This is a genomic window from Winslowiella toletana (genome assembly GCF_032164335.1).
Taxonomy (GTDB): Bacteria; Pseudomonadota; Gammaproteobacteria; order Enterobacterales; family Enterobacteriaceae; genus Erwinia; species Erwinia toletana_A.
In genome coordinates this window covers 3,306,999-3,327,403 of record NZ_CP134152.1, presented here as the reverse complement: position 1 = coordinate 3,327,403, position 20,405 = coordinate 3,306,999, and the positions used below count along the sequence as shown (strand labels likewise).

The 20,405-nt window shown below is 52.0% G+C and carries 15 protein-coding genes; 12 read left to right on the top strand and 3 right to left on the bottom strand.

Annotation, left to right across the window (positions count from 1 at the left end; genetic code table 11):
• Nucleotides 1-4 precede the first annotated feature (4 nt).
• The 9 genes from nuoI (at nucleotide 5) to RIN69_RS15500 (ending at nucleotide 9,577) form a co-directional block, all read left to right on the top strand.
• Nucleotides 5-547, top strand: a complete 543-nt coding sequence (gene nuoI / locus RIN69_RS15540; RefSeq protein WP_313852887.1) for an NADH-quinone oxidoreductase subunit NuoI — start codon at nucleotides 5-7, stop codon at nucleotides 545-547.
• Nucleotides 548-557: 10 nt separating this feature from the next.
• Entirely contained in the window at nucleotides 558-1,112 is a 555-nt protein-coding gene (gene nuoJ, locus RIN69_RS15535; protein ID WP_313852886.1) for an NADH-quinone oxidoreductase subunit J, read from the top strand.
• The gene (gene nuoK, locus RIN69_RS15530) at nucleotides 1,109-1,411 is read left to right on the top strand and encodes an NADH-quinone oxidoreductase subunit NuoK (RefSeq protein ID WP_052897308.1); all 303 of its coding nucleotides are present in this window, start codon (nucleotides 1,109-1,111) and stop codon (nucleotides 1,409-1,411) included. The genes nuoJ and nuoK overlap by 4 nt, the downstream gene beginning before the upstream one ends.
• Nucleotides 1,408-3,246 (top strand): NADH-quinone oxidoreductase subunit L, encoded by a 1,839-nt coding sequence (nuoL, locus tag RIN69_RS15525; protein ID WP_313852885.1) that lies wholly within the window; start codon nucleotides 1,408-1,410, stop codon nucleotides 3,244-3,246. The genes nuoK and nuoL overlap by 4 nt, the downstream gene beginning before the upstream one ends.
• A 217-nt stretch (nucleotides 3,247-3,463) precedes the next feature.
• A complete protein-coding gene (gene nuoM / locus RIN69_RS15520; RefSeq protein ID WP_313852883.1) occupies nucleotides 3,464-4,984 on the top strand; it encodes an NADH-quinone oxidoreductase subunit M in 1,521 nt (506 codons plus the stop codon).
• 6 nt (nucleotides 4,985-4,990) lie between these two features.
• On the top strand, nucleotides 4,991-6,448 hold the full coding sequence (nuoN, locus tag RIN69_RS15515) for an NADH-quinone oxidoreductase subunit NuoN (protein ID WP_313852882.1): 1,458 nt from the start codon (nucleotides 4,991-4,993) through the stop codon (nucleotides 6,446-6,448).
• Between the two features lie 155 nt (nucleotides 6,449-6,603).
• The gene (locus RIN69_RS15510) at nucleotides 6,604-7,980 is read left to right on the top strand and encodes an HdeD family acid-resistance protein (protein WP_313852881.1); all 1,377 of its coding nucleotides are present in this window, start codon (nucleotides 6,604-6,606) and stop codon (nucleotides 7,978-7,980) included.
• Nucleotides 7,977-9,104: an MFS transporter gene (locus RIN69_RS15505; RefSeq protein ID WP_313852880.1), complete on the top strand. Its 1,128-nt coding sequence runs from the start codon at nucleotides 7,977-7,979 to the stop codon at nucleotides 9,102-9,104. The genes RIN69_RS15510 and RIN69_RS15505 overlap by 4 nt, the downstream gene beginning before the upstream one ends.
• Before the next feature lie 23 nt (nucleotides 9,105-9,127).
• Nucleotides 9,128-9,577 carry a GNAT family N-acetyltransferase gene (locus RIN69_RS15500; protein ID WP_313852879.1) on the top strand — a complete coding sequence of 150 codons (450 nt, stop codon included), beginning with the start codon at nucleotides 9,128-9,130 and terminating at the stop codon, nucleotides 9,575-9,577.
• Nucleotides 9,578-9,623: 46 nt separating this feature from the next.
• On the opposite strand, the gene RIN69_RS15495 is transcribed toward RIN69_RS15500, so the two are convergent.
• Nucleotides 9,624-11,282 (bottom strand): glucan biosynthesis protein D, encoded by a 1,659-nt coding sequence (locus RIN69_RS15495; RefSeq protein ID WP_313852878.1) that lies wholly within the window; start codon nucleotides 11,280-11,282, stop codon nucleotides 9,624-9,626.
• A gap of 396 nt (nucleotides 11,283-11,678) precedes the next feature.
• On the opposite strand from RIN69_RS15495, the gene elaB reads away from it, so the two are divergent.
• From elaB to RIN69_RS15480, 3 genes are all read left to right on the top strand, one after another.
• Nucleotides 11,679-11,990 carry a stress response protein ElaB gene (gene elaB, locus RIN69_RS15490; protein WP_313852877.1) on the top strand — a complete coding sequence of 104 codons (312 nt, stop codon included), beginning with the start codon at nucleotides 11,679-11,681 and terminating at the stop codon, nucleotides 11,988-11,990.
• A gap of 304 nt (nucleotides 11,991-12,294) precedes the next feature.
• Nucleotides 12,295-17,568: an SET domain-containing protein gene (locus RIN69_RS15485; protein WP_313852875.1), complete on the top strand. Its 5,274-nt coding sequence runs from the start codon at nucleotides 12,295-12,297 to the stop codon at nucleotides 17,566-17,568.
• Nucleotides 17,569-17,720: 152 nt separating this feature from the next.
• Nucleotides 17,721-18,917 (top strand): nicotinamide mononucleotide deamidase-related protein YfaY, encoded by a 1,197-nt coding sequence (locus RIN69_RS15480; protein WP_313852874.1) that lies wholly within the window; start codon nucleotides 17,721-17,723, stop codon nucleotides 18,915-18,917.
• A 74-nt stretch (nucleotides 18,918-18,991) separates the two neighbouring features.
• Here the strand turns inward: RIN69_RS15480 and yfaE are convergent, their stop codons facing one another.
• Nucleotides 18,992-19,252, bottom strand: coding sequence for a class I ribonucleotide reductase maintenance protein YfaE (gene yfaE / locus RIN69_RS15475; protein ID WP_313852873.1), 261 nt, complete (start codon nucleotides 19,250-19,252; stop codon nucleotides 18,992-18,994).
• Between the two features lie 3 nt (nucleotides 19,253-19,255).
• Entirely contained in the window at nucleotides 19,256-20,386 is a 1,131-nt protein-coding gene (gene nrdB, locus RIN69_RS15470) for a class Ia ribonucleoside-diphosphate reductase subunit beta (RefSeq protein WP_313852872.1), read from the bottom strand.
• Nucleotides 20,387-20,405: the final 19 nt, after the last annotated feature.

Sequence of the window (20,405 nt, the reverse complement as noted above, 5' to 3'; positions counted from 1 at the left end):
GAACATGACATTAAAAGATATTGTCGTTGGTTTCGGTACTACGGTTCGTAGTATCTGGCTGATTGGGATGAATGCTTTCGCCAAGCGCGAAACCATGATGTACCCGGAAGAGCCGGTTTACCTGCCACCGCGTTATCGTGGCCGCATCGTGCTGACGCGCGATCCGGACGGCGAAGAGCGCTGCGTTGCCTGTAACCTGTGTGCGGTAGCTTGTCCTGTCGGCTGTATTTCACTGCAAAAAGCCGAGCATCAGGATGGCCGCTGGTATCCGGAGTTCTTCCGCATCAACTTCTCGCGCTGCATTTTCTGTGGTCTGTGTGAAGAAGCCTGCCCGACCACCGCGATCCAGTTGACGCCGGATTTCGAACTGGGTGAGTTTAAGCGTCAGGATCTGGTGTACGAAAAAGAAGACCTGTTGATTTCAGGACCGGGTAAATACCCTGAGTACAACTTCTATCGTATGGCGGGTATGGCGATCGAGGGTAAAGACAAGGGCGACGCCGAAAACGAAGCCAAACCTATCGACGTCAAAGGCTTGTTACCTTAAGGAGCCAGACATGGAATTTGCATTTTATATTTGCGGACTGATAGCGGTACTGACGACTCTGCGCGTTATTACCCATACCAATCCGGTGCATGCGTTGCTGTATCTGATCATCTCGCTGTTGGCGATTGCTGGCGTGTTCTTCTCCATGGGCGCCTATTTTGCCGGTGCGCTGGAAATCATCGTTTACGCCGGTGCCATTATGGTGCTGTTCGTCTTCGTAGTGATGATGCTGAACCTCGGCAAAGCGGTGCAGGAGCAAGAGCGCCAGTGGTTGCAGCCGTCATTATGGATTGGTCCTGGTCTGGTGGCGCTGGTGCTGCTGGCGGTACTGATTTACGCGATTACCACGGTTAACGATCAGGGCATTGACGGCACAATTATCGACGCGAAAGCGGTCGGGATTAGCCTGTTTGGTCCTTACGTTCTGGCGGTTGAGCTGGCTTCAATGCTGTTGTTGGCGGGTCTGGTGGTGGCATTCCACATCGGACGTGAAGATCGTCAGGGCGAGGTGCTAAGCAACCGCCCTGGTGATGCAGCGAAAAGTAAAAAGGAGGAACACGCATGATCCCTCTGCAACATGGGCTTATCCTGGCGGCGATTCTGTTCGTTCTCGGACTGACCGGGCTGGTGATGCGTCGCAATCTGTTGTTTATGTTAATTGGCCTCGAAATCATGATTAACGCTGCGGCACTGGCGTTCGTGGTGGCGGGAAGCTATTGGGGACAAGCCGACGGTCAGGTGATGTATATTCTGGCTATCAGCCTTGCGGCCGCCGAAGCCAGTATTGGCCTTGCGCTGCTGCTGCAGCTCTACCGTCGTCGTCAGACTCTCAACATTGACACAGTGAGCGAGATGCGCGGATGAACCTTCTCTATTTAACTATTCTGTTTCCGCTGATCGGCTTTTTGCTGCTGGCGTTCTCGCGAGGCCGCTGGTCTGAAAACGTCTCCGCGACCATTGGTATGGGGTCGGTGGGCTTGTCAGCGCTGGTGACTCTGTATGCCGGTATCGACTTCTTCAATCAGGGCCAGCAGGTTTTCAATCAGCCACTCTGGACCTGGATGGATGTCGGCGACTTTAATATTGGTGTCAACCTGACGCTGGACGGCCTGTCGCTGACCATGCTGTCTGTGGTCACCGGTGTCGGTTTCTTCATTCATATGTTTGCCTCCTGGTATATGCGGGGAGAAGAGGGCTATTCGCGCTTCTTCGCGTATACCAACCTGTTTATCGCCAGCATGGTGGTTCTGGTTCTGGCCGACAACCTGATGCTGATGTATCTCGGTTGGGAAGGCGTTGGTCTCTGCTCTTATCTGCTGATCGGTTTCTACTACACCAATCCGGACAACGGCGCGGCGGCGATGAAAGCCTTCATCATTACCCGTGTGGGTGACGTGTTCCTGGCGTTTGCGTTGTTTATTCTCTACAACGAGCTGGGTACGCTGAACTTCCGCGAAATGGTTGAGCTGGCACCGGCGCACTTTGCCGCAGACAACCACATGTTGCAGTGGGCGACGTTGATGCTGTTAGGTGGCGCAGTAGGTAAATCTGCCCAGCTGCCGTTGCAGACCTGGCTGGCCGATGCGATGGCAGGCCCGACGCCGGTTTCCGCACTGATTCACGCGGCAACCATGGTGACGGCGGGTGTCTATCTGATCGCCCGTACTCACGGCCTGTTCCTGCTGACGCCGGAAGTGCTGCATCTGGTGGGGATTATCGGTGCGATTACACTGGTGCTGGCGGGCTTTGCCGCACTGGTACAGACCGATATCAAACGCGTGCTGGCATACTCAACCATGAGTCAGATTGGCTATATGTTCCTTGCTCTGGGTGTACAAGCCTGGGACGCGGCCATTTTCCATCTGATGACCCATGCCTTCTTTAAAGCGTTGCTGTTCCTCTCTTCCGGTTCGGTGATTCTGGCATGTCATCACGAGCAGAATATTTTCAAAATGGGTGGCCTGCGTAAAAGCATTCCGCTGGTGTATGTCTGCTTCCTGGTGGGCGGTGCGGCGCTGTCAGCACTGCCGCTGATTACCGCAGGCTTCTTCAGTAAGGACGAGATTCTTGCTGGTGCGCTGGCGAATGGCCATATCAATCTGATGGTGGCGGGCCTGGTGGGGGCATTTATGACCTCGCTGTATACCTTCCGTATGATCTTTATCGCCTTCCACGGTGAAGAGAAGATTCACGCGCATGCGGGTAAAGGCATCACTCACCATCTGCCGCTGATTGTTCTGCTGATTCTCTCAACCTTTATCGGCGCGATGATTGTTCCACCGTTGCAGGGCGTACTGCCGAATACCACCGAACTGGCGCATGGCACCGTATTGACGCTGGAAATCGCCTCCGGCGTAGTGGCAATTGTCGGTATTCTGCTGGCTGCCGCTCTGTGGCTGGGCAAACGCACGCTGGTGACCAGTATCGCTAATAGTGCCATTGGCCGCTTCTTCAGCACCTGGTGGTTCGCCGCGTGGGGCTTTGACTGGCTGTACGACAAAGTGTTTGTTAAACCGTATCTCGGTATTGCCTGGCTGCTGCAACGCGATCCGTTAAATGGTCTGATGAATATTCCGGCTATCCTGTCGCGTTTCGCGAACAAAGGGCTGGTGGTCAGCGAGAACGGTTATCTGCGCTGGTATATCGCCTCAATGAGTATCGGTGCCGTCGTGGTACTGGCACTAATGCTGGTGGTTTAAGGTTAGTGAGCGGGATGGAGCGGAATTGTCCATCCCAACAAGAAGAATATTGAAAATATACCCCGTATAAATGGGCGTTATCGGCGCAGTCAGTTTGTTCGCCGCCAGCGCGGAGCAACCGCAGCGTACTAAAGTACGTGAGGATTGCGAGCACTGCCGGCGAACAAAATGGCAAGCAAGATAGCCCAAACGGGGCCAAGAAAGGGAAAGACTCGCCATGTTATTGCCTTGGCTTATATTTATACCCTTCGTCGGTGGCTTGCTGTGCTGGCAGTGCGAACGCTTTGGCGTCAGAGCGCCGCGCTGGATCGCACTGATCACTATGGGGTTGACGCTGGTGCTGTCGCTGCATCTCTGGATGCAGGGTAACTATGCGCTGACTCAGGCAGCAGGTTTGCCACAGTGGCAATCTGAATTCTCCGCATCATGGATTCCGCGTTTCGGCATCAATTTCCACCTGGCTCTCGACGGACTGTCGCTGCTGATGGTGGTACTGACCGGGCTGCTGGGGTTAATGGCGGTACTCTGCTCCTGGAAGGAAATTGAGAAAAATCAGGGCTTTTTCTACCTCAACCTGATGTGGATTTTGGGCGGCGTGATCGGCGTGTTTCTCGCCATCGACCTGTTCCTGTTCTTCTTCTTCTGGGAAATGATGCTGGTGCCGATGTACTTCCTCATCGCACTCTGGGGTCATAAAGCGTCCGACGGCAAAACCCGTATCAGCGCAGCCACCAAGTTCTTTATCTACACCCAGTCCAGTGGTCTGGTGATGCTGATTGCGATTCTGGGTCTGGTATTCGTTCATTACAATGCGACCGGAGTCTGGACGTTCAACTATGAACTGCTGCTGAACACGCCAATGTCGCACGGTGTTGAATATCTGCTGATGCTCGGCTTCTTTATCGCTTTCGCGGTGAAAATGCCGGTGGTGCCGTTACACGGCTGGTTACCGGATGCGCACAGCCAGGCACCAACGGCTGGCTCCGTTGACCTCGCAGGCATCCTGCTGAAGACCGCTGCTTACGGTTTGTTGCGCTTCAGCCTGCCGCTGTTCCCGAATGCCTCAGCTGAATTTGCGCCGATTGCCATGTGGCTGGGTATCATTGGTATCTTCTACGGCGCGTGGATGGCATTCTCCCAGACCGATATCAAACGTCTGATTGCTTACACCTCAGTATCCCATATGGGCTTTGTACTGATTGCCATCTATACCGGCAGCCAGCTGGCTTACCAGGGCGCGGTGATTCAGATGATTGCTCACGGTCTCTCAGCGGCGGCACTGTTTATCCTGTGCGGTCAGCTGTATGAGCGTCTGCATACGCGTGATATGCGTCAGATGGGCGGTCTGTGGTCGCGCATCAAATGGTTGCCGGGTCTGTCTTTGTTCTTCGCCGTGGCTAACCTCGGTATGCCGGGCACCGGTAACTTCGTCGGTGAATTTATGATTCTGGTCGGCAGCTTCCAGGTTGCGCCAGTGATTATCGTCATTGCCACTTTCGGTCTGGTGTTTGCATCGGTCTACTCATTAATCATGATGCAACGGGCTTATTATGGTCCGGCAAAATCTGACAAGCCGCTGAAAGGCATGTCGCCGCGCGAATTCCTGATGATTATGGTGCTGGTGGTTCTGCTGGTACTGCTGGGGGTTTATCCACAGCCGATTCTGGACACCTCACATGCTGCGATGAGCAATATTCAGCAGTGGTTTACCGCTTCAATTTCAACTACAAGGCCGTAATTCGCCATGACAATAACTCCTCAACATTTGATCGCGCTGCTACCGCTGTTGATCGTCGGATTGACGGTGGTGGTTGTGATGCTGTCCATTGCGTGGCGACGCAACCACTTCGTCAACGCGACCCTGACGGTGATCGGTCTTAACCTCGCACTGCTGTCACTGTTCTTTGTTGGCCAGGCTGGCCCAATGGATGTCACGCCGTTACTGCGCGTCGACGGTTACGCCATGTTCTATACCGGGCTGGTAATACTGGCGAGTCTCGCAACCTGTACCTTCGCGTATCCGTGGCTTGAGGGCTACACCGATAACCGTGAAGAGTTCTACCTGCTGGTGCTGATTGCGGCACTTGGTGGAGTGGTTCTGGCGGGTGCGAATCATCTGGCTGCGCTGTTTATCGGTATTGAACTGCTGTCGCTGCCGCTGTTTGGCCTGATTGGTTACGCTTTCCGTCAGAAACGTTCGCTGGAAGCCGCCATTAAGTACATGATTCTCTCTGCTGCGGCATCATCGTTCCTGCTGTTCGGTATGGCACTGGTGTACGCTGATTCAGGCAGCCTGAGCTTTATGGCGCTGGGCAAAACCCTAAGCGATGAGATGCTGCATCAGCCGCTGTTGCTGGCGGGTCTGGGCCTGATGATTGTTGGCCTCGGCTTTAAACTGTCGCTGGTTCCGTTCCACCTGTGGACGCCAGACGTCTATCAGGGGGCACCGGCACCGGTCTCCACCTTCCTGGCAACCGCCAGCAAGATCGCCATTTTTGGTGTGGTGATGCGTCTGTTTATGTATGCGCCGGTAACCGACAGCGAAGCGGTCAGAACGGTACTCGGCGTGATTGCCTTTGCCTCGATTCTGTTTGGCAACCTGATGGCTATCTCGCAGAGCAACATCAAGCGTATGCTCGGTTACTCTTCAATCGCTCACCTCGGCTATCTGCTGGTGGCGCTGATTGCGGTGCAGACTCATCAGCTGTCGCTGGAAACCGTTGGCGTCTATCTGGCCGGTTACCTGTTCAGCAGCCTCGGTGCATTCGGCGTAGTCAGCCTGATGTCCAGCCCGTATCGTGGTCCGGATGCTGATTCACTTTACTCGTATCGTGGTCTGTTCTGGCATCGCCCGATTCTGTCAGCGGTTATGACGGTGATGATGCTGTCACTGGCGGGTATCCCGATGACGCTCGGCTTTATCGGTAAGTTTTACGTGATTGCGGTCGGCGTGAATGCACACCTGTGGTGGCTGACGGCGGCGGTGGTGCTGGGTAGTGCAATTGGTCTGTACTATTATCTGCGCGTCACCGTCAGCTTATACCTCAGCCCACCAGAGTCGCTACAGCGTGATACGCCGGCTAACTGGGCGTTTACCGCCGGTGGCGTGGTAGTGCTGATTTCAGCAATTCTGGTACTGCTGTTAGGTATTTACCCGCAGCCGCTGATCAACCTGGTACAGATGGCACAGCCGCTAATGTAACCGGTATTGATTGTTGCGATATAAAGAAATCAGGCCTATCGGGCCTGATTTTTTTTTAATATTGTATTTTCCGCACATTATTAATGTTTATTCTTTGTGCTATTTCGGCCTTCTTGCTAATTTGGCATCATCCTCTTCCTCGCTGGAGAAGCCCCTTGATAAGATTAATTTTCTTACTGGTGGGTGCTCGTCAGTTAAAATCCCGCTGGTTATTCCTCGCCTTCATTGGGGCATGCTGGATCGCGCTCGGCGTGGCGATCTTTTACGACATCGCCAGTGACGGTCGCCTGTCGGTGCCGCTGGATACCTTAGCGCTGTTACTGGTTATTGAAGGTTTGGTTGAAATCGCCGCGGCGATGATTATTGGTATCCGCATATACTGGCCTGGTATCTGGAAAGGGTTGGGCTTTCTGGTTATCGCGTTATTGGTGTTTGATTTACCCTGGGATAACAATATTCTCGCCTCAGTGCTGTTTGGTACGGCATTTCTCGGCGACGGCTTATTCCGCATCGCTTCGTCGTTGGTGCTGCGTACGGTGAAATGGCGGCGGGAGTTTTCCTTTGGCGTAATAGAAGTTGGCCTCAGTCTGCTGATTTTCAGCAACTGGCCGTTCCATCATCATATTGCCGTACCGCTCTGTTTCTCCTTACTTCTGCTTACTTCCGGCCTGTCATTAATTAAGATGGCGCGTCAGGTATTGCTGTTACCGGAAAGCGCCTCGGTGATGTCGTTACCGTTATTTACCTCACGCGGGCTGCGTCGCTGGAGTGAGCTGGCTTACGAGCATCCGCCATTTCCGCAGCAGTCGCCGACCCTTCCGCTGAAGGTGCTGGTATGGACGCCGGTGGGATCGGCGATAGTTACCGAGCGGCGGCGAGTCATCGATCGCTATATCGCAGCAGTGGATAAAGACGGTGTGATCTCTACCGGACATATATCGCTGATCATCGAGAACGAACTCTATATCAGCCACTATCCGTTTGAGGAGATCGATCGCGACAGCGGTAATTTCCGCGCCATGCTGCGGGCGGGTGAGGACAATGATATGCCGGGGCGATTCAACGACGATCTGGCGGCGGAGATTGCTGACTGGTGTCCACCGGACCAGCAGGTGCCGTTTAACCACTATAACGCCGAGGCATTGCATAATTACTGGCAGGTTTTTTCCACAGATACCACCTATAACCTGACCTCACGCAACTGCTCGTCAACGGTGGTGCAGGCGCTGGACGTGGCTATCGAGGGTTCGATGGGCCACTATCGTTTTCCGGCGATACATCTGTTGTTAGATCCTAATTTCTGGCTGCTGGGGCTGGTGCGCGGCCGGGCCGAACAGATGACCTGGACGCCGGGCCTGGCGCTTGACTATGTACGCCTGCTGAAGCTGGTGGTTGAGCCGACCCGCAGCCGCGCGTGGCACAAACGCGTGCACGAAGCTTTTCTGATACGGCGCGCGGTAATTAAACAGGAAATCCGCCTGAAAAAAGGAACGATCGCCGCGCAAAGTAAAGGTGCGCCGGAGGAAAAATGAAGTCTGAACTGCGGGCTAAATTTTCTGTCATTTCGGCGGTCACGATTTTTGGTCTGACCTACGGTCTGAGTGCGCCACTGATCGCCATCACGCTGGCCAATCATGGCTATAGCGAAGCCTTTATCGGTATCAATGCCGCAATGCATGCGCTTGGCGTATTACTGATTGCCCCCAAACTGCCGTGGTTATGCCGCACTTTCTCGACCCGTCAGCTAATGTTTACCGCAATACTGGCTGCTGCGGCTTTACTGATGATGTTTCCATGGTTGCCGATCGCCAGCTGGTTTGTGCTGCGGTTGCTGTTGGGAATGGCAACCGAAGTCATTCTGGTGGTCACCGAAACCTGGCTAAATCAGGTGACGGTGGAGCAGCATCGGGCGAAGAATTTAGCCATTTATACCGCCATGCTGTCGCTTGGCTTTGCCCTCGGCCCAATGATTCTTAGCCTGATGGGGAGCGGTTCCAATGCCTTTATGCTGGGTGGCGTCATCGCGCTGGCTGCCGCACTGGCGATGATACTGTCGAAGACCGGCTTTATTTCCTCTGATCATGAGGTGAAGCGCTCCCTGGCGGCCTGGCTGAAGTTGATTCCGCTGGCGCTGGCGGCGACGGTATTGAATGCGGCGCTGGAGTGTGCCGGGATGAACTTACTGCCGCTGTATGCCATCAACCTCGGCTGGAGTGAGTCCGAGGCCACTTCACTGATCGCTATTCTGCTGGTTGGCGCCATCGTGCTACAGCTGCCGGTCGGCTGGCTGGCAGATCGCTTTGATCGTCAGCGTTTAATCGTGATACTTGCCGCACTTTCTACCCTCGGCGCGCTGGTCTGGCCGCTGGCGTTACAACATATCTGGCTGGCGCGCGCACTGCTGTTTGTCTGGGGCGGAGTGTTCGTTGGCATCTATACCGTGATTATTACGCTTATTGGTCAGCGTTTTCGCGGTGCGGAACTGGCAGGAGCTTATGCTATTCTTTCGGTCGGCTGGGGCGTGGGGGCGTTAATCGGCCCGATGTTGGGTGGCATTTCAATGTCAATGACCCTGCATGGTTTACCGTTGATGACCGCGCTGCTGTGCGGCATATTTACTCTGTTCGCGCTGCGTACCCGGCAGGAAGCGTGTTAACAGAAAAAAGCAGGAGAGGGAGTATGGATCTTATCTGGCAGGACTTACACCACAGCGAGCTGAGCGTTGCACAGCTCTACGCTATTCTGGCGCTGCGCAGCAGGGTGTTCGTGGTTGAACAACATTGCGCTTATCAGGATATTGACGGTGCCGATCTGGCGCAGGATAACCGTCATATTATCGGCTGGCTGGATGATAAGATCGTGGCATATGCGCGTGTTCTGACGCCGCAACAATCAGATCAACCGGTAAGCATTGGCCGGGTGATCATCGCTCCTGAGGCACGAGGCTTAAGCCTTGGATATCGGTTAATGGAGCAGGCAATTGCCAGCTGCGAGCAACACTGGCCGGGACAATCGATCTTTCTCTCTGCGCAGGCGCATTTGCAGGAGTTTTATGGTCGGTTAGGATTTAAGCCGGTTGGCGAGATTTATCTTGAGGATGATATTCCGCATATTGGGATGCAGAACTAGTTAAATCGGGCGGCGCAAACGCCGCCCGTTAAAACATGCTGATTAATTAGTCAGCATGCATCTGCCGATCGTCAATATACTTACGTTTATCCGGCGGTGGCGGGAAGTACTGATACAGCCACGTCTCGCTCAGCGTTTCTCCCTGCGAACGCAGGAACATCCGCATCTCAACCGGTTTGGTATCGTCGCTGTTCGGATACCAGTCAAACAAGATGCGATAACCGTTTAGCGGTTCAACGAACAGAATCTCCACTTGCTTAAGGGTGCCTGAAGAGACGTCGATCACCGGCTCAATGCCTTTCGCTGCCGCGGCTTTCAGATCGCCACCGACAAAATCTACCGCAATGCGGCGTGCCCAGACATCCGGATAATGTTCACCAGGTGCCCAGCCTTCCGGGAAGCCACCCATACCGGTTCGGGTCGCATCGACGCGCGCTAAATCACTGCGCACCGGCGGTAAGCCGCTCCAGTAAAGCTTATAGTGGAAGCTGTGTTCACTACCCGCCTTGATCGGCTCTTCCGGCTGCCAGAAGCAAACAATATTATCCAGCGTTTCACCGGTCGTAGGGATCTCCATCAGATTGATGGCACCTTTACCCCATTTGCCGATCGGTTCAACCCACAGGCTCGGGCGCTTGTCATACCAGCCAATCACATCCTGATAGTCCTTGAAATCATGGTTCAGCTGCAACAGGCCAAACCCGCGCGGATTATTGTCCTGGTAAGCATTAAACTGTAATTTCTGCGGATTATTCAGCGGACGGCTGATCCACTCACCACTGCCGGTCCACATTGCCAGGCGGTCGGAGTCGTGAATCTGCGGATGAATGGTGTCGCACATGCGGCGTTCGTTGGTGCCACAGCTGAACATACTGGTCATCGGTGCAACACCGAGCTGCTTGATGTCCTTGCGCGCGAAGATATGATTTTCAATCTCCATCACCACGCGTTTCGCTTCGCAGTCGATAATAAACTTATAGGCTCCGGTGACGCTTGGACCGTCCAGCAGTGCGTAGACAGTGAATGTCGTGTCTTCAGCTTTCGGCGTTTCGAACCAGAAAGCTGTAAAATCGGGAAATTCTTCCTGACCACTGCCGAAGGTGTTTACCGCAATACCCCGAGCCGATAGGCCGTATTGATAAGTTTCATCCACCGCGCGGAAATAACTGGCACCAAGGAAGGAGACAATATCGCGCTTCGCCAGTTCCGGCTTTTTAAATGCGCGGAAACCGGCAAATCCAAGATCGGTCTTGCCTTCCAGCTGCTGAGTATCAACTTTGGCGTTATTGTAGTTGAACAGTTCCGGACGGAAGTGAACTTCACGCGCTTCGCGACTCTGTTCATCAACGGCAAACATGCGGATGCGTCGCTTAAAGCCCATGCCAACGTGGAAGAACTGCACATCCAGTTCGCGGTCAGCGATATCATTCCAGAGCGAATGACTGGCATCGTATTGGATTTCGTTATAGGCCTGCGGTGTCAGGGTTGCCAGCGTTTCCGGCAGCGGGCCTGGAGCGCCGCCCCACGGCTGTTTAGCCATGCCTGCGGCCATTTTTTTCAGAACGTCAAAATCAAATCGCATCGCGGTGCCGTCAGCAATATCGGCATCTGCCCAGGCGGACTGCGCAAATAGCGTGGATAAGCCAGACATACCGCTTACGGTAGCGAATGCCATTGACGCTTTCATAAACATTCTTCGATTCATGCCAGAAGTATTTTCCTTTGCTGAACGGAGTTTGTAGTGACTGTCGTGCTTGTGCACCCATTTGCATCTCCTGGCGTGGCCAGGGTTACAGGGGGATACGACAGCTTGCTGATACAAAAATTCAAACCTCAGGAAATTTATCAGATTAATCGAATAAACCCACGGTTTTCCGCTACGCCAGCGGCAGATTTAACGCATTTTACGTTCGGTGATTTTTTAGCCGCAACCCGCTGTCAGCGCCTGATGGCGTGATAACAGCGCAAATGAACAAATAACCAGCGTTTGAATCATTAATCTGTTAATTCTCAGGTTATTCCTGGAGGCTATAGCGCGCAGGACGCTGAAAACTGTCTATAGTTAACAGACATGCATGTTATTCGTACACGGAGGAATAAAATGGCTATACCTGATGAAACGCATGAGACCCGACTGGATGACGATCTGACACTGCTGACAGAAACGCTGGAAGAAGTGCTGAAGTCCTCGGGCGACCCTGCCGATCAGAAATACATTGAGCTCAAGGCGAAAGCTGAGCAGGCACTGCATGATGTAAAATCACGCGTCAGTGAGGCGTCCGATACCTACTACATCCGCGCCAAACAGGCGGTTTACCGTGCTGATGACTATGTGCACGAAAAACCCTGGCATGGTATTGGCGTCGGTGCCACTGCTGGCCTGGTGATCGGCTTATTGCTGGCTCGCCGCTAACTCTGTCCTGCCAATAAAATTTGTGGGTCGGAAACCCGACCCCAATTCCTGATTACTCTCCTCGCATTATTCTTTGATTATTATTTTCTGGCTTATCATTTTTTCTGAATAGCGCCATCATTTAGAGTTAATATTGCCAGATATCACGATTTAAAAAATGAGACGATAAGCTTTTTTTATAAATAAATATTTAATTTTTAACTATTATGGCTGCCAGTTTAGCCAGGCTGACAAAAATCTATTAATTCCCGTAATTGTTAATTATTGAATAATATCCCAAATGGGTAATATAAGGAATGCGCTGATGTTGGACGAAATAAGCGGTCTCTGGCAGAGCTTTATTAACGCAGGCATTCGGGATACTCCGACAGATAAATTACCCTTTATCGCGATTATGAACACCTCGGCCGCTATACCCGCAAAGAATTTTACTCCAATTGAGACAAAGTCGATTAAAGGGAGAAAAATAAGGCGACATCATTTGGCGCTGAAAGCGGTCAAAGTGGCGTCTGAAAATGAGAGAGTTGCACCGCGAATGGGCCTTCTGCCAGCCGAAGCGACATTCAGGCCAATAGCTTCTGATGGCAAACTGGTCTCTGCCGGCAAAAAGCAGACCATTCAACGGCTGGCATATTTTTTTCAGGGGCAGGAAAAAATTTACGCGGGTATGGCTCCGCAGAGCAGGGAGCTTGGCAACGTTTTTCCCGCGCAAACGCTGGCGCCCTGGCATAACATTGTCCCGGTTATTCACAGCGATCAGGCTGATGGGGCACGGCAGAAGCGAGAATTGTCAGAGCCGTTTCTTCCCCGGAATACCACCGGGGAGCCTGCATTGCCGAACGCTTTGGCAGAAGATATTGTTCACCTGCCGGGCGATAGCGAGGCCAGCTTTTGCCAGCAAGCGGCGGCGTTTTTCAATCAAATGGATCTGATGCTGGACCGTGAACAGCAGCAGCAACTGGTTGCTTCGCTGGGCGACTCATGGATGGTTTTCAGCAGCCCGTCTGACGGCGCACAGCGTTATAAGCGGGCGCATGAGGATGTCATGCGCTGGCGTATTAAACAGCATCAGATGACGATAAAAAATAAATCAATGAATAATGCCAGTATCGGCGCGAAAATAACCCGCTGGTCAGATGAAATTACCGAGCAGGGGCGAACGCTATTTATTAAGGGCACCAGCAGTTATAACCCGGGGCATTTTTTACTGAGTGGCGGCGCGGCGGTGCTGGGTTTTTTTTCCCGAAAGGTTGGGGAAACGGTTACCGGAGAAATTTTTGAGCGGCAGCCTGGCCAGAGCAGAGCGGAATTTGTGCTTGAATGGGGCATGGCTGTTTCAATGATGCCGGAAGCCCAGGCGAATAAAGCCTTTAACCCACCAAGGGTGAAACCTTCCAGCCGGTTAGTTAATTCGCTGGCGGCGGTGAAAAATCCTATCACTGAACTTCCAGGAACGGTCGTTAACCACGCGCAAACCGGGCTAACGGTTCACACTATTCTGGAAAAGAACATCGCCGGTCAACAATGGCGACTTTATCCTGATGATGTCAACCGGGGTATGGCAGAGAGAGTCGGATCGAACCCGGTGGTTAAATATCCGGCAACGCGTAATTCACAAAATAACGCCTGGCAAATAAAAGACATTGAAGGTGAGCATGTTTTTACCTACAGCAAACAATCTGAATTTTATTTGAAAGTTGAAGACAGCTATCATCCGCTCACCCACAATGCTGCTGACGCGACCTGGGTTATGTCCAGCGGAAAGAAAATTTACTTTAATCAGCTTAACTCTGAATGGAGAGAGTTTTATCCGGCCAATACCCATCTTAATGGCAGAGTGTTATCTGCAATACCGCAAGCATTAATTAATAGCTTACCCGGCGAAAGAAGAGTGCTGTCTCCGGTAGCGGGATGGGAGCGTCAGGTATGGGCAACACAGCCGGGAGAGCACTATCTGGGGATTAAGTCACGTGGTCGTCATAACCCGAATAACGTCGAAATTGGCTATGTACGCGGCAATCTTGAAGGCGATTTTTTTACGCTTGGCAGCGTGGGGCAGCAGTCAATAAGCCGGCAGACGGTGTTGAAGTGGCAGCCAATGACCGGTAACTGGGATGTCGTGCATTCACCGTTTAGTTTATTGCAAAAAGCGGAAGCAAAAATTGATCGGAGCTGGTTGCAGCAGAATGTGGCAGCGCCAGGATGGCTTAATGTGGCAGATAATATTCCCGGGCTGTACTGGAATGGTAAAAGCCATTTTTTACGCTGGAACACGGCAGCAGATGGAACCGTGCAGTATCTGCCCGTCAGGCCAGGTAAAAAACCTGGAGAATATTTCCCCGAGCAGCCTGTGGCCGACGATATGCTATTTCGTTATAGCCCTCAGGTGGGCGAATGGCAATTTCAGCAGTTAAAGAACCCGGTATTCTATGCATTGCCAGCGGAAGTTAAAGTGCGACCCACCGAGCCATTCTCACTCAGCATGGCGCTGGAAGATTATCATGATATTTACCGGAGCAGCGAAAGCGGTGACCTCTATATTCATACCGGTACAGATCACAAGGGTACGCAGGAGTATATCCGGGTAGAGCAGGATGCAGAACAAAGCGATCTGTTCAGTTTACGGGTACCGAATTCACAAACTCCGGATGGAGCGGATGATCTGTATGTTTACCGCCTGGATGAAAACGAGGAATTTGTGCTGGAAGAGATACGGCCATGCCAGCTACGGGTAAAACGTGCTGGCGATGAATTTTGCGCCGGTCCTTCTGGAATCAATAAGCCGTCGGGCAGTGGTGAAAATCTGCCAGCGGAGAAGAAAAACGAGCTGGAAATTGATTACAGCGGCTGGCTTTACGATCACCCGCGCGTGGAACAAGAAACGGTGCGCGTAGAAGATGAAGAAGTGATGATTAAATACCGGAATATGGTTTATGCCGTGCGCCTGAGCGGAATCGCGCCTAAAACCTTGCCGTTAAATGTTATTGCCACCCACGCTGAAGTATCATTGATCAATCTGAGAGCAGAGCTACGGGAAAACCAGCCGCAAGTTGCAATATGGCTTGCCAGCAATCCCCGACACAGATCAGAGCAAGCGCTTAATTATGCCTTACGGCTGTGCAGAATTGCACCGGAAGGGATATCGATTACCGCGATTGCCGATCACACCAAGATGAGAGAGTTCGCGATTATTTCCTGGCTAAAGACGCGCGCATCCGAGGCGGAACCCTGGTTTGAACAATATCCTCAGCAGCAGGGCGAGGGTGATCTCGACTACGCGACACGCCTTTATCATTTGCGTGGAGAAGGAATTACTCTGAGCATGATAGCCAATCGTACTGAGGTGAAAAAAAGCCTGCTTGAAGCACAGGTGAAAAGAGGATCGCCAAAAATACTGCAGTGGCTGAGCACGCATCCACGTAAAGCGCAGGAAACCGACGGTGATTATGCACTGCGTCTGCTGCTGATTGCTGATAATGGCGTTAGTCTGGCGAATATCTCTGCCCATACCAATGTGCGCGAAGTGCCGCTCAGAAAAAGATTTGACAGAGTTAATGCTAAAACCAGGCAATTTCTGCGAAAAAATGTGCGGCATGAAAATGAAACTGATATGGATTATGCCGCGCGTCTGCACCAGCTGAGGCAAGCGGAAGTAGAGAAAGACGAAAAAGCCAACAATAACGATAAACTGGATAAAGCGAATAAAGTGGAGAATAAATACCTCGCGATTTACGCCGGGGTGCCATTGTTTGATCTCAGGCAAAGAGTTGGTGTGGCAGTGGCAGTTAAGACGGTTACTGCTGAGCAGCATCAATGGTTCGCAAATTATCCGCGTATTCAGGGTGAAACCGGGAAAGAGTACGCCTTGCGCCTGCTTCAGAAGCGTGATGAACCCAATATGGCCGCCGTTACATTTAATCTGAATATCACTAAAATGCTTATTGCAGAGCAGGCTGGGATTGATTCAATGACGTTATCGCGCGCCTTAAAAAAACAGAACGAAATGCGCGAATGGTTTAATGCCAATCTACGTTTACCGCAGGAAGAAATAACTGACGGCGATAGTAGAGATATCCGCGAAGAGAAAAATAAACAATATGGCTTACGCCTGGTAAACTCACGCAATTTGCAGCAGGAGAAGGTAGCAGTACTGGATGGCGATATTGCTAATCATATTGGCGTTAGTGCTGAGCAACTGAAAGGATGGTTAAACAGAAAAAGATTCGAATGGTTTAACAGTATGCCGCGAATCCCTGAAGAAATGATCAGCGAGCAGGACAGTAGCATCATTGTTGAACGAAAGAATCAGCTGTATGGTCTGCGAATGATTGAGATTTGGGAAAATAGCCAGCATCCTGATAGGGCGCTGATTACCCTGCGCGACATTGCCGCTGCTGCTAAAGTCACTAAAAGTTCGTTATATGATGCTCTGAACCCTGAGTTTCTTGGCATCAACCCGTTATTGGCACGTCCTTATGATCCGGAAACTGGCTGGGCACCGGAGTATGGCTTGCTGCATCTGAATTTGCAGCAGAATCCTCCACTGCTGACCGATCCGATTAATCCAGCACTTAGCATTACCCAGCAGATTCTCGGTGACGAGCCACTCACCATCACCAATGCTAATTATTTGCTGAATGCTGCACAGATAAAAAAAGTCGATCAGCGTGTAGCGGCGCAACAGCGCTGGCTTAGCGAATTAAAGCATATTGTTGAGACTGATGGCAAAGAGCAGAACTCTTATATCAAGGACGGTGTCAAGGTTGATGGCGTTTTGAACGAGTACCTCGAGGTGCTCAATACGCTGGAAGCGGATAATCCGGTTGGATTAAGTGTTATCGCCAGAAAAAAAATCCCGCGTGGTACGCTGCTTGGCATATATACCGGCGTCCGGCATAACAACGATGCGACGTTGCGTACCGAATTTCGCAAGGTGGGTACCCAGCAGGTTCTTAAATATCTCTGGGGAGACATGAATAATGGACAAGGATCAACCAGCAGCTATCAAAATGCCAATATACTCTCTTTGGTCAATACCGGAAAAATGTACGACTTGCAATCACTGGGGGATAATAATCTGGTAGCAGGCTACCTTAACGACAAGGTTGTTTTCTACGTTGCCAAAAATGATATTGAAAAAGGGAATCAGCTGCTGATTTCATACGGGAAGCATTACAATCCTGATTATGGCATTCAGACGACACTCAATAATGATATTATTCGTATCATTGCCCGTAGCAATCAGTGTTACTTCAGCGTTTATGATGTCAATAATAACGTAAGAATTATTGGCCCTGAAGGTCAGCTTGATGCTATTCCTGAGCAAGCCCGGTCTTATTTTCTCAAAGAGACAACGGAAAAGTCAGGCGTTCTTAAATATAATGTCATGAAAGACGGTAAAGTGATCACTGCCCGGCTACGTAATGGTGATGAAAACAACCTTTATCGCGCCATGGCGGTAGCGATGCAGAATGGATTGGGCGAAAAAGCCATCGAAGAGGCCATTCTGAACATGAAGGCGTCAGTGAAAGCAGAGTACCCTAATGAAGAGGGGGCGATGAAGCCAGAACCGGTTTAATCGCTGAAGGCTCAAACCCGTATTGCAACCGCGCAGTGTTCATTGCGTGCGTTAGTGCAGATAAACGGTTTACCTGACTGCCAGATCCCGCTACGGTAATTAACAGCCAGATAACAAGGCATAACGGCGTGCTAATCCGACAGGAGAAAACAGTGATCAGAGTGGAGATGCTCTCAACCGGCGATGAAGTGCTGCACGGGCAAATTGTTGATACGAATGCTGCATGGCTGGCAGATGAACTGTTTCAGCATGGGTTGCCGATGACCAGTCGCTCGACGGTCGGGGACAGTTTGCAGGCGCTGGTTGCCGCGTTAACCGAGCGCAGTCAGATTGCTGATGTGCTGATTGTTAACGGTGGCCTTGGGCCGACCAGTGACGACCTCAGTGCACAAGCGGCTGCGACGGCGCTGGGTGTCGGGCTGGAACTCCATCAGCCATGGCTGGAGAAGATGGAAGCGTTCTTCGCCAGCCGCGGTAAACCAATGGCCGCCAGTAATCGTAAGCAGGCAGAAATCCCGGCCGGCGCTGAGCTGGTCGATAATCCGGTCGGTACTGCCTGTGGCTTTGCGATTAAGCTGAACCGCTGCTGGATTTTCTTCACTCCCGGCGTGCCATCAGAATTTAAAGTGATGGTCGGGCAGCAAATTTTGCCGCGCCTGAAGCAGCATTACACCCTACCCGAACCGCCAATCTGTTTGCGCCTGACCACCTTTGGCCGTGGCGAAAGCGATCTGGCTGGCGAGCTGGAGTCGCTGCCGCTGCCGGAAGGGGTAGTGATGGGCTATCGCTCATCGATGCCAATTATCGAATTAAAGCTGACTGGCCCGGCATCACAGCGCGTGGCGATGGAACAGAGCTGGCAGCAAGTGCGGCTAATGATGGCCGAGTGCACTATTTTTGAAGGCACCGAAGGATTACCGGCTTTGCTGGCGCGTTTACTGCAACAGCGTGGACTGACGCTGAGCGTCAGCGAGCAGTTTTCTGCCGGATTATTGCAGTGGCAGCTGGCATCGGCCGGTGTTGCCTTAGCCGCGGGGAATGTGCTGCCCTCGCAGCCAGAGTCGTTACCGGCGTTAGCCGCGCGCACCGCCGCGCTGGCGCAGAGCAACGGTTCGGCACTGGCGTTATCCGTCGGCGGTTTTGCTGACGAACAGCTTGGCTTTGCGCTGCATACGCCGGATGGAACCTTTGCCCAGCAGGTAAAATTTAATGTAAGCCGTGACGGACTGAAAACACGGCAGGAGGTGGTGGCGATGATGGCGATGAATATGCTGCGCCGCTGGCTGAAGGGCAGTGATGTTACTACCGGGCACGGCTGGATTGATGTGGTGGAGACGATTAAGGTTTAACGATGATTTGAATCATATCCTGGCGAAGACAGGCAGGATGCAAACTCCTGACGCGGGCGGCGATAACGCCGCCGCTACATTTCTATCTCGATATCACCTTTCGCCCGGCAGCAGCAGGGCAAAATTTCACCATCCTGCACAAAGGCTAATGGCCGGGCAGCATAGCAAACTTCGCCTTTCAGCAGGCGCGTGCGGCAGGAGCCGCAATAGCCTTCGCGACACTGGTATTCGACGGACAGATTATGTGATTCCAGCACCGCCAGTAGAGAAGGGTGCTCTTCATCGCATTGAAGCTGCGCACCTGATGTGCGCAGCGTAATAATCGAACCGGCCATAAATTACAGCTGGAAATCGCTAAAGTCGTCGCCGTTGACTTCGGAGTCAATCTGGCCAACGAGGTAGGAGCTGACTTCCACTTCCTGCGGTGCCACCTGGACGTTGTCAGACACCAGCCATGAGTTGATCCATGGAATTGGGTTCGAACGGGTCTTAAACGGCAGATCAAGGCCAACCGCATTCATACGGATATTGGTGATGTATTCAATGTACTGCCAGAGAATATCTTTGTTCAGACCGATCATTGAGCCGTCGCGGAACAGATATTCTGCCCACTCTTTCTCCTGCTCTGCCGCCAGAACAAACAGATCGTAACACTGCTGGCGACATTCACGGGCAATCTCCGCCATCTCAGGATCGTCTTCACCGCTGCGCATCAGGTTCAGCATATGCTGAGTACCGGTCAGGTGCAGCGCTTCGTCACGAGCGATCAGACGAATAATCTTGGCATTGCCTTCCATCAGTTCGCGCTCGGCGAAGGCGAAGGAGCAGGCAAAGCTGACGTAAAAGCGAATCGCTTCCAGCGCATTAACGCTCATCAGGCAGATATACAGCTGCTTTTTCAGTTCACGCAGGCTGACGGTGATGGTTTTACCGTTGACCTGATGTGAACCTTCACCCAGCAGATGCCAGTAGCTGGTCATCTCAATCAAATCATCGTAGTAACCAGAGATATCTTTAGCACGCGACAGGATCTGCTCATTGGTGACGATATCATCAAACACAATCGCCGGGTCGTTAACGATATTACGAATGATATGCGTGTAAGAGCGCGAGTGAATTGTCTCAGAGAACGCCCAGGTTTCCACCCAGGTTTCCAGCTCTGGAATCGAGATCAGTGGCAACAGCGCAACGTTAGGGCTGCGGCCCTGAATTGAATCCAGCAGCGTCTGGTACTTCAGGTTGCTGATAAAGATATGCTTTTCATGATCCGGCAGGCCCTGATAGTCAATACGGTCACGAGACACGTCGACTTCTTCCGGACGCCAGAAGAAAGAGAGCTGCTTTTCAATCAGCTTTTCAAAGATGTCATATTTCTGTTGATCATAACGCGCAACATTAACCGGCTGACCAAAGAACATTGGTTCGTCCAGCTGATTATTTTTGTTCTGTGAAAACGTGGTGTAAGCCATGATGGTAATCCAGTCATTA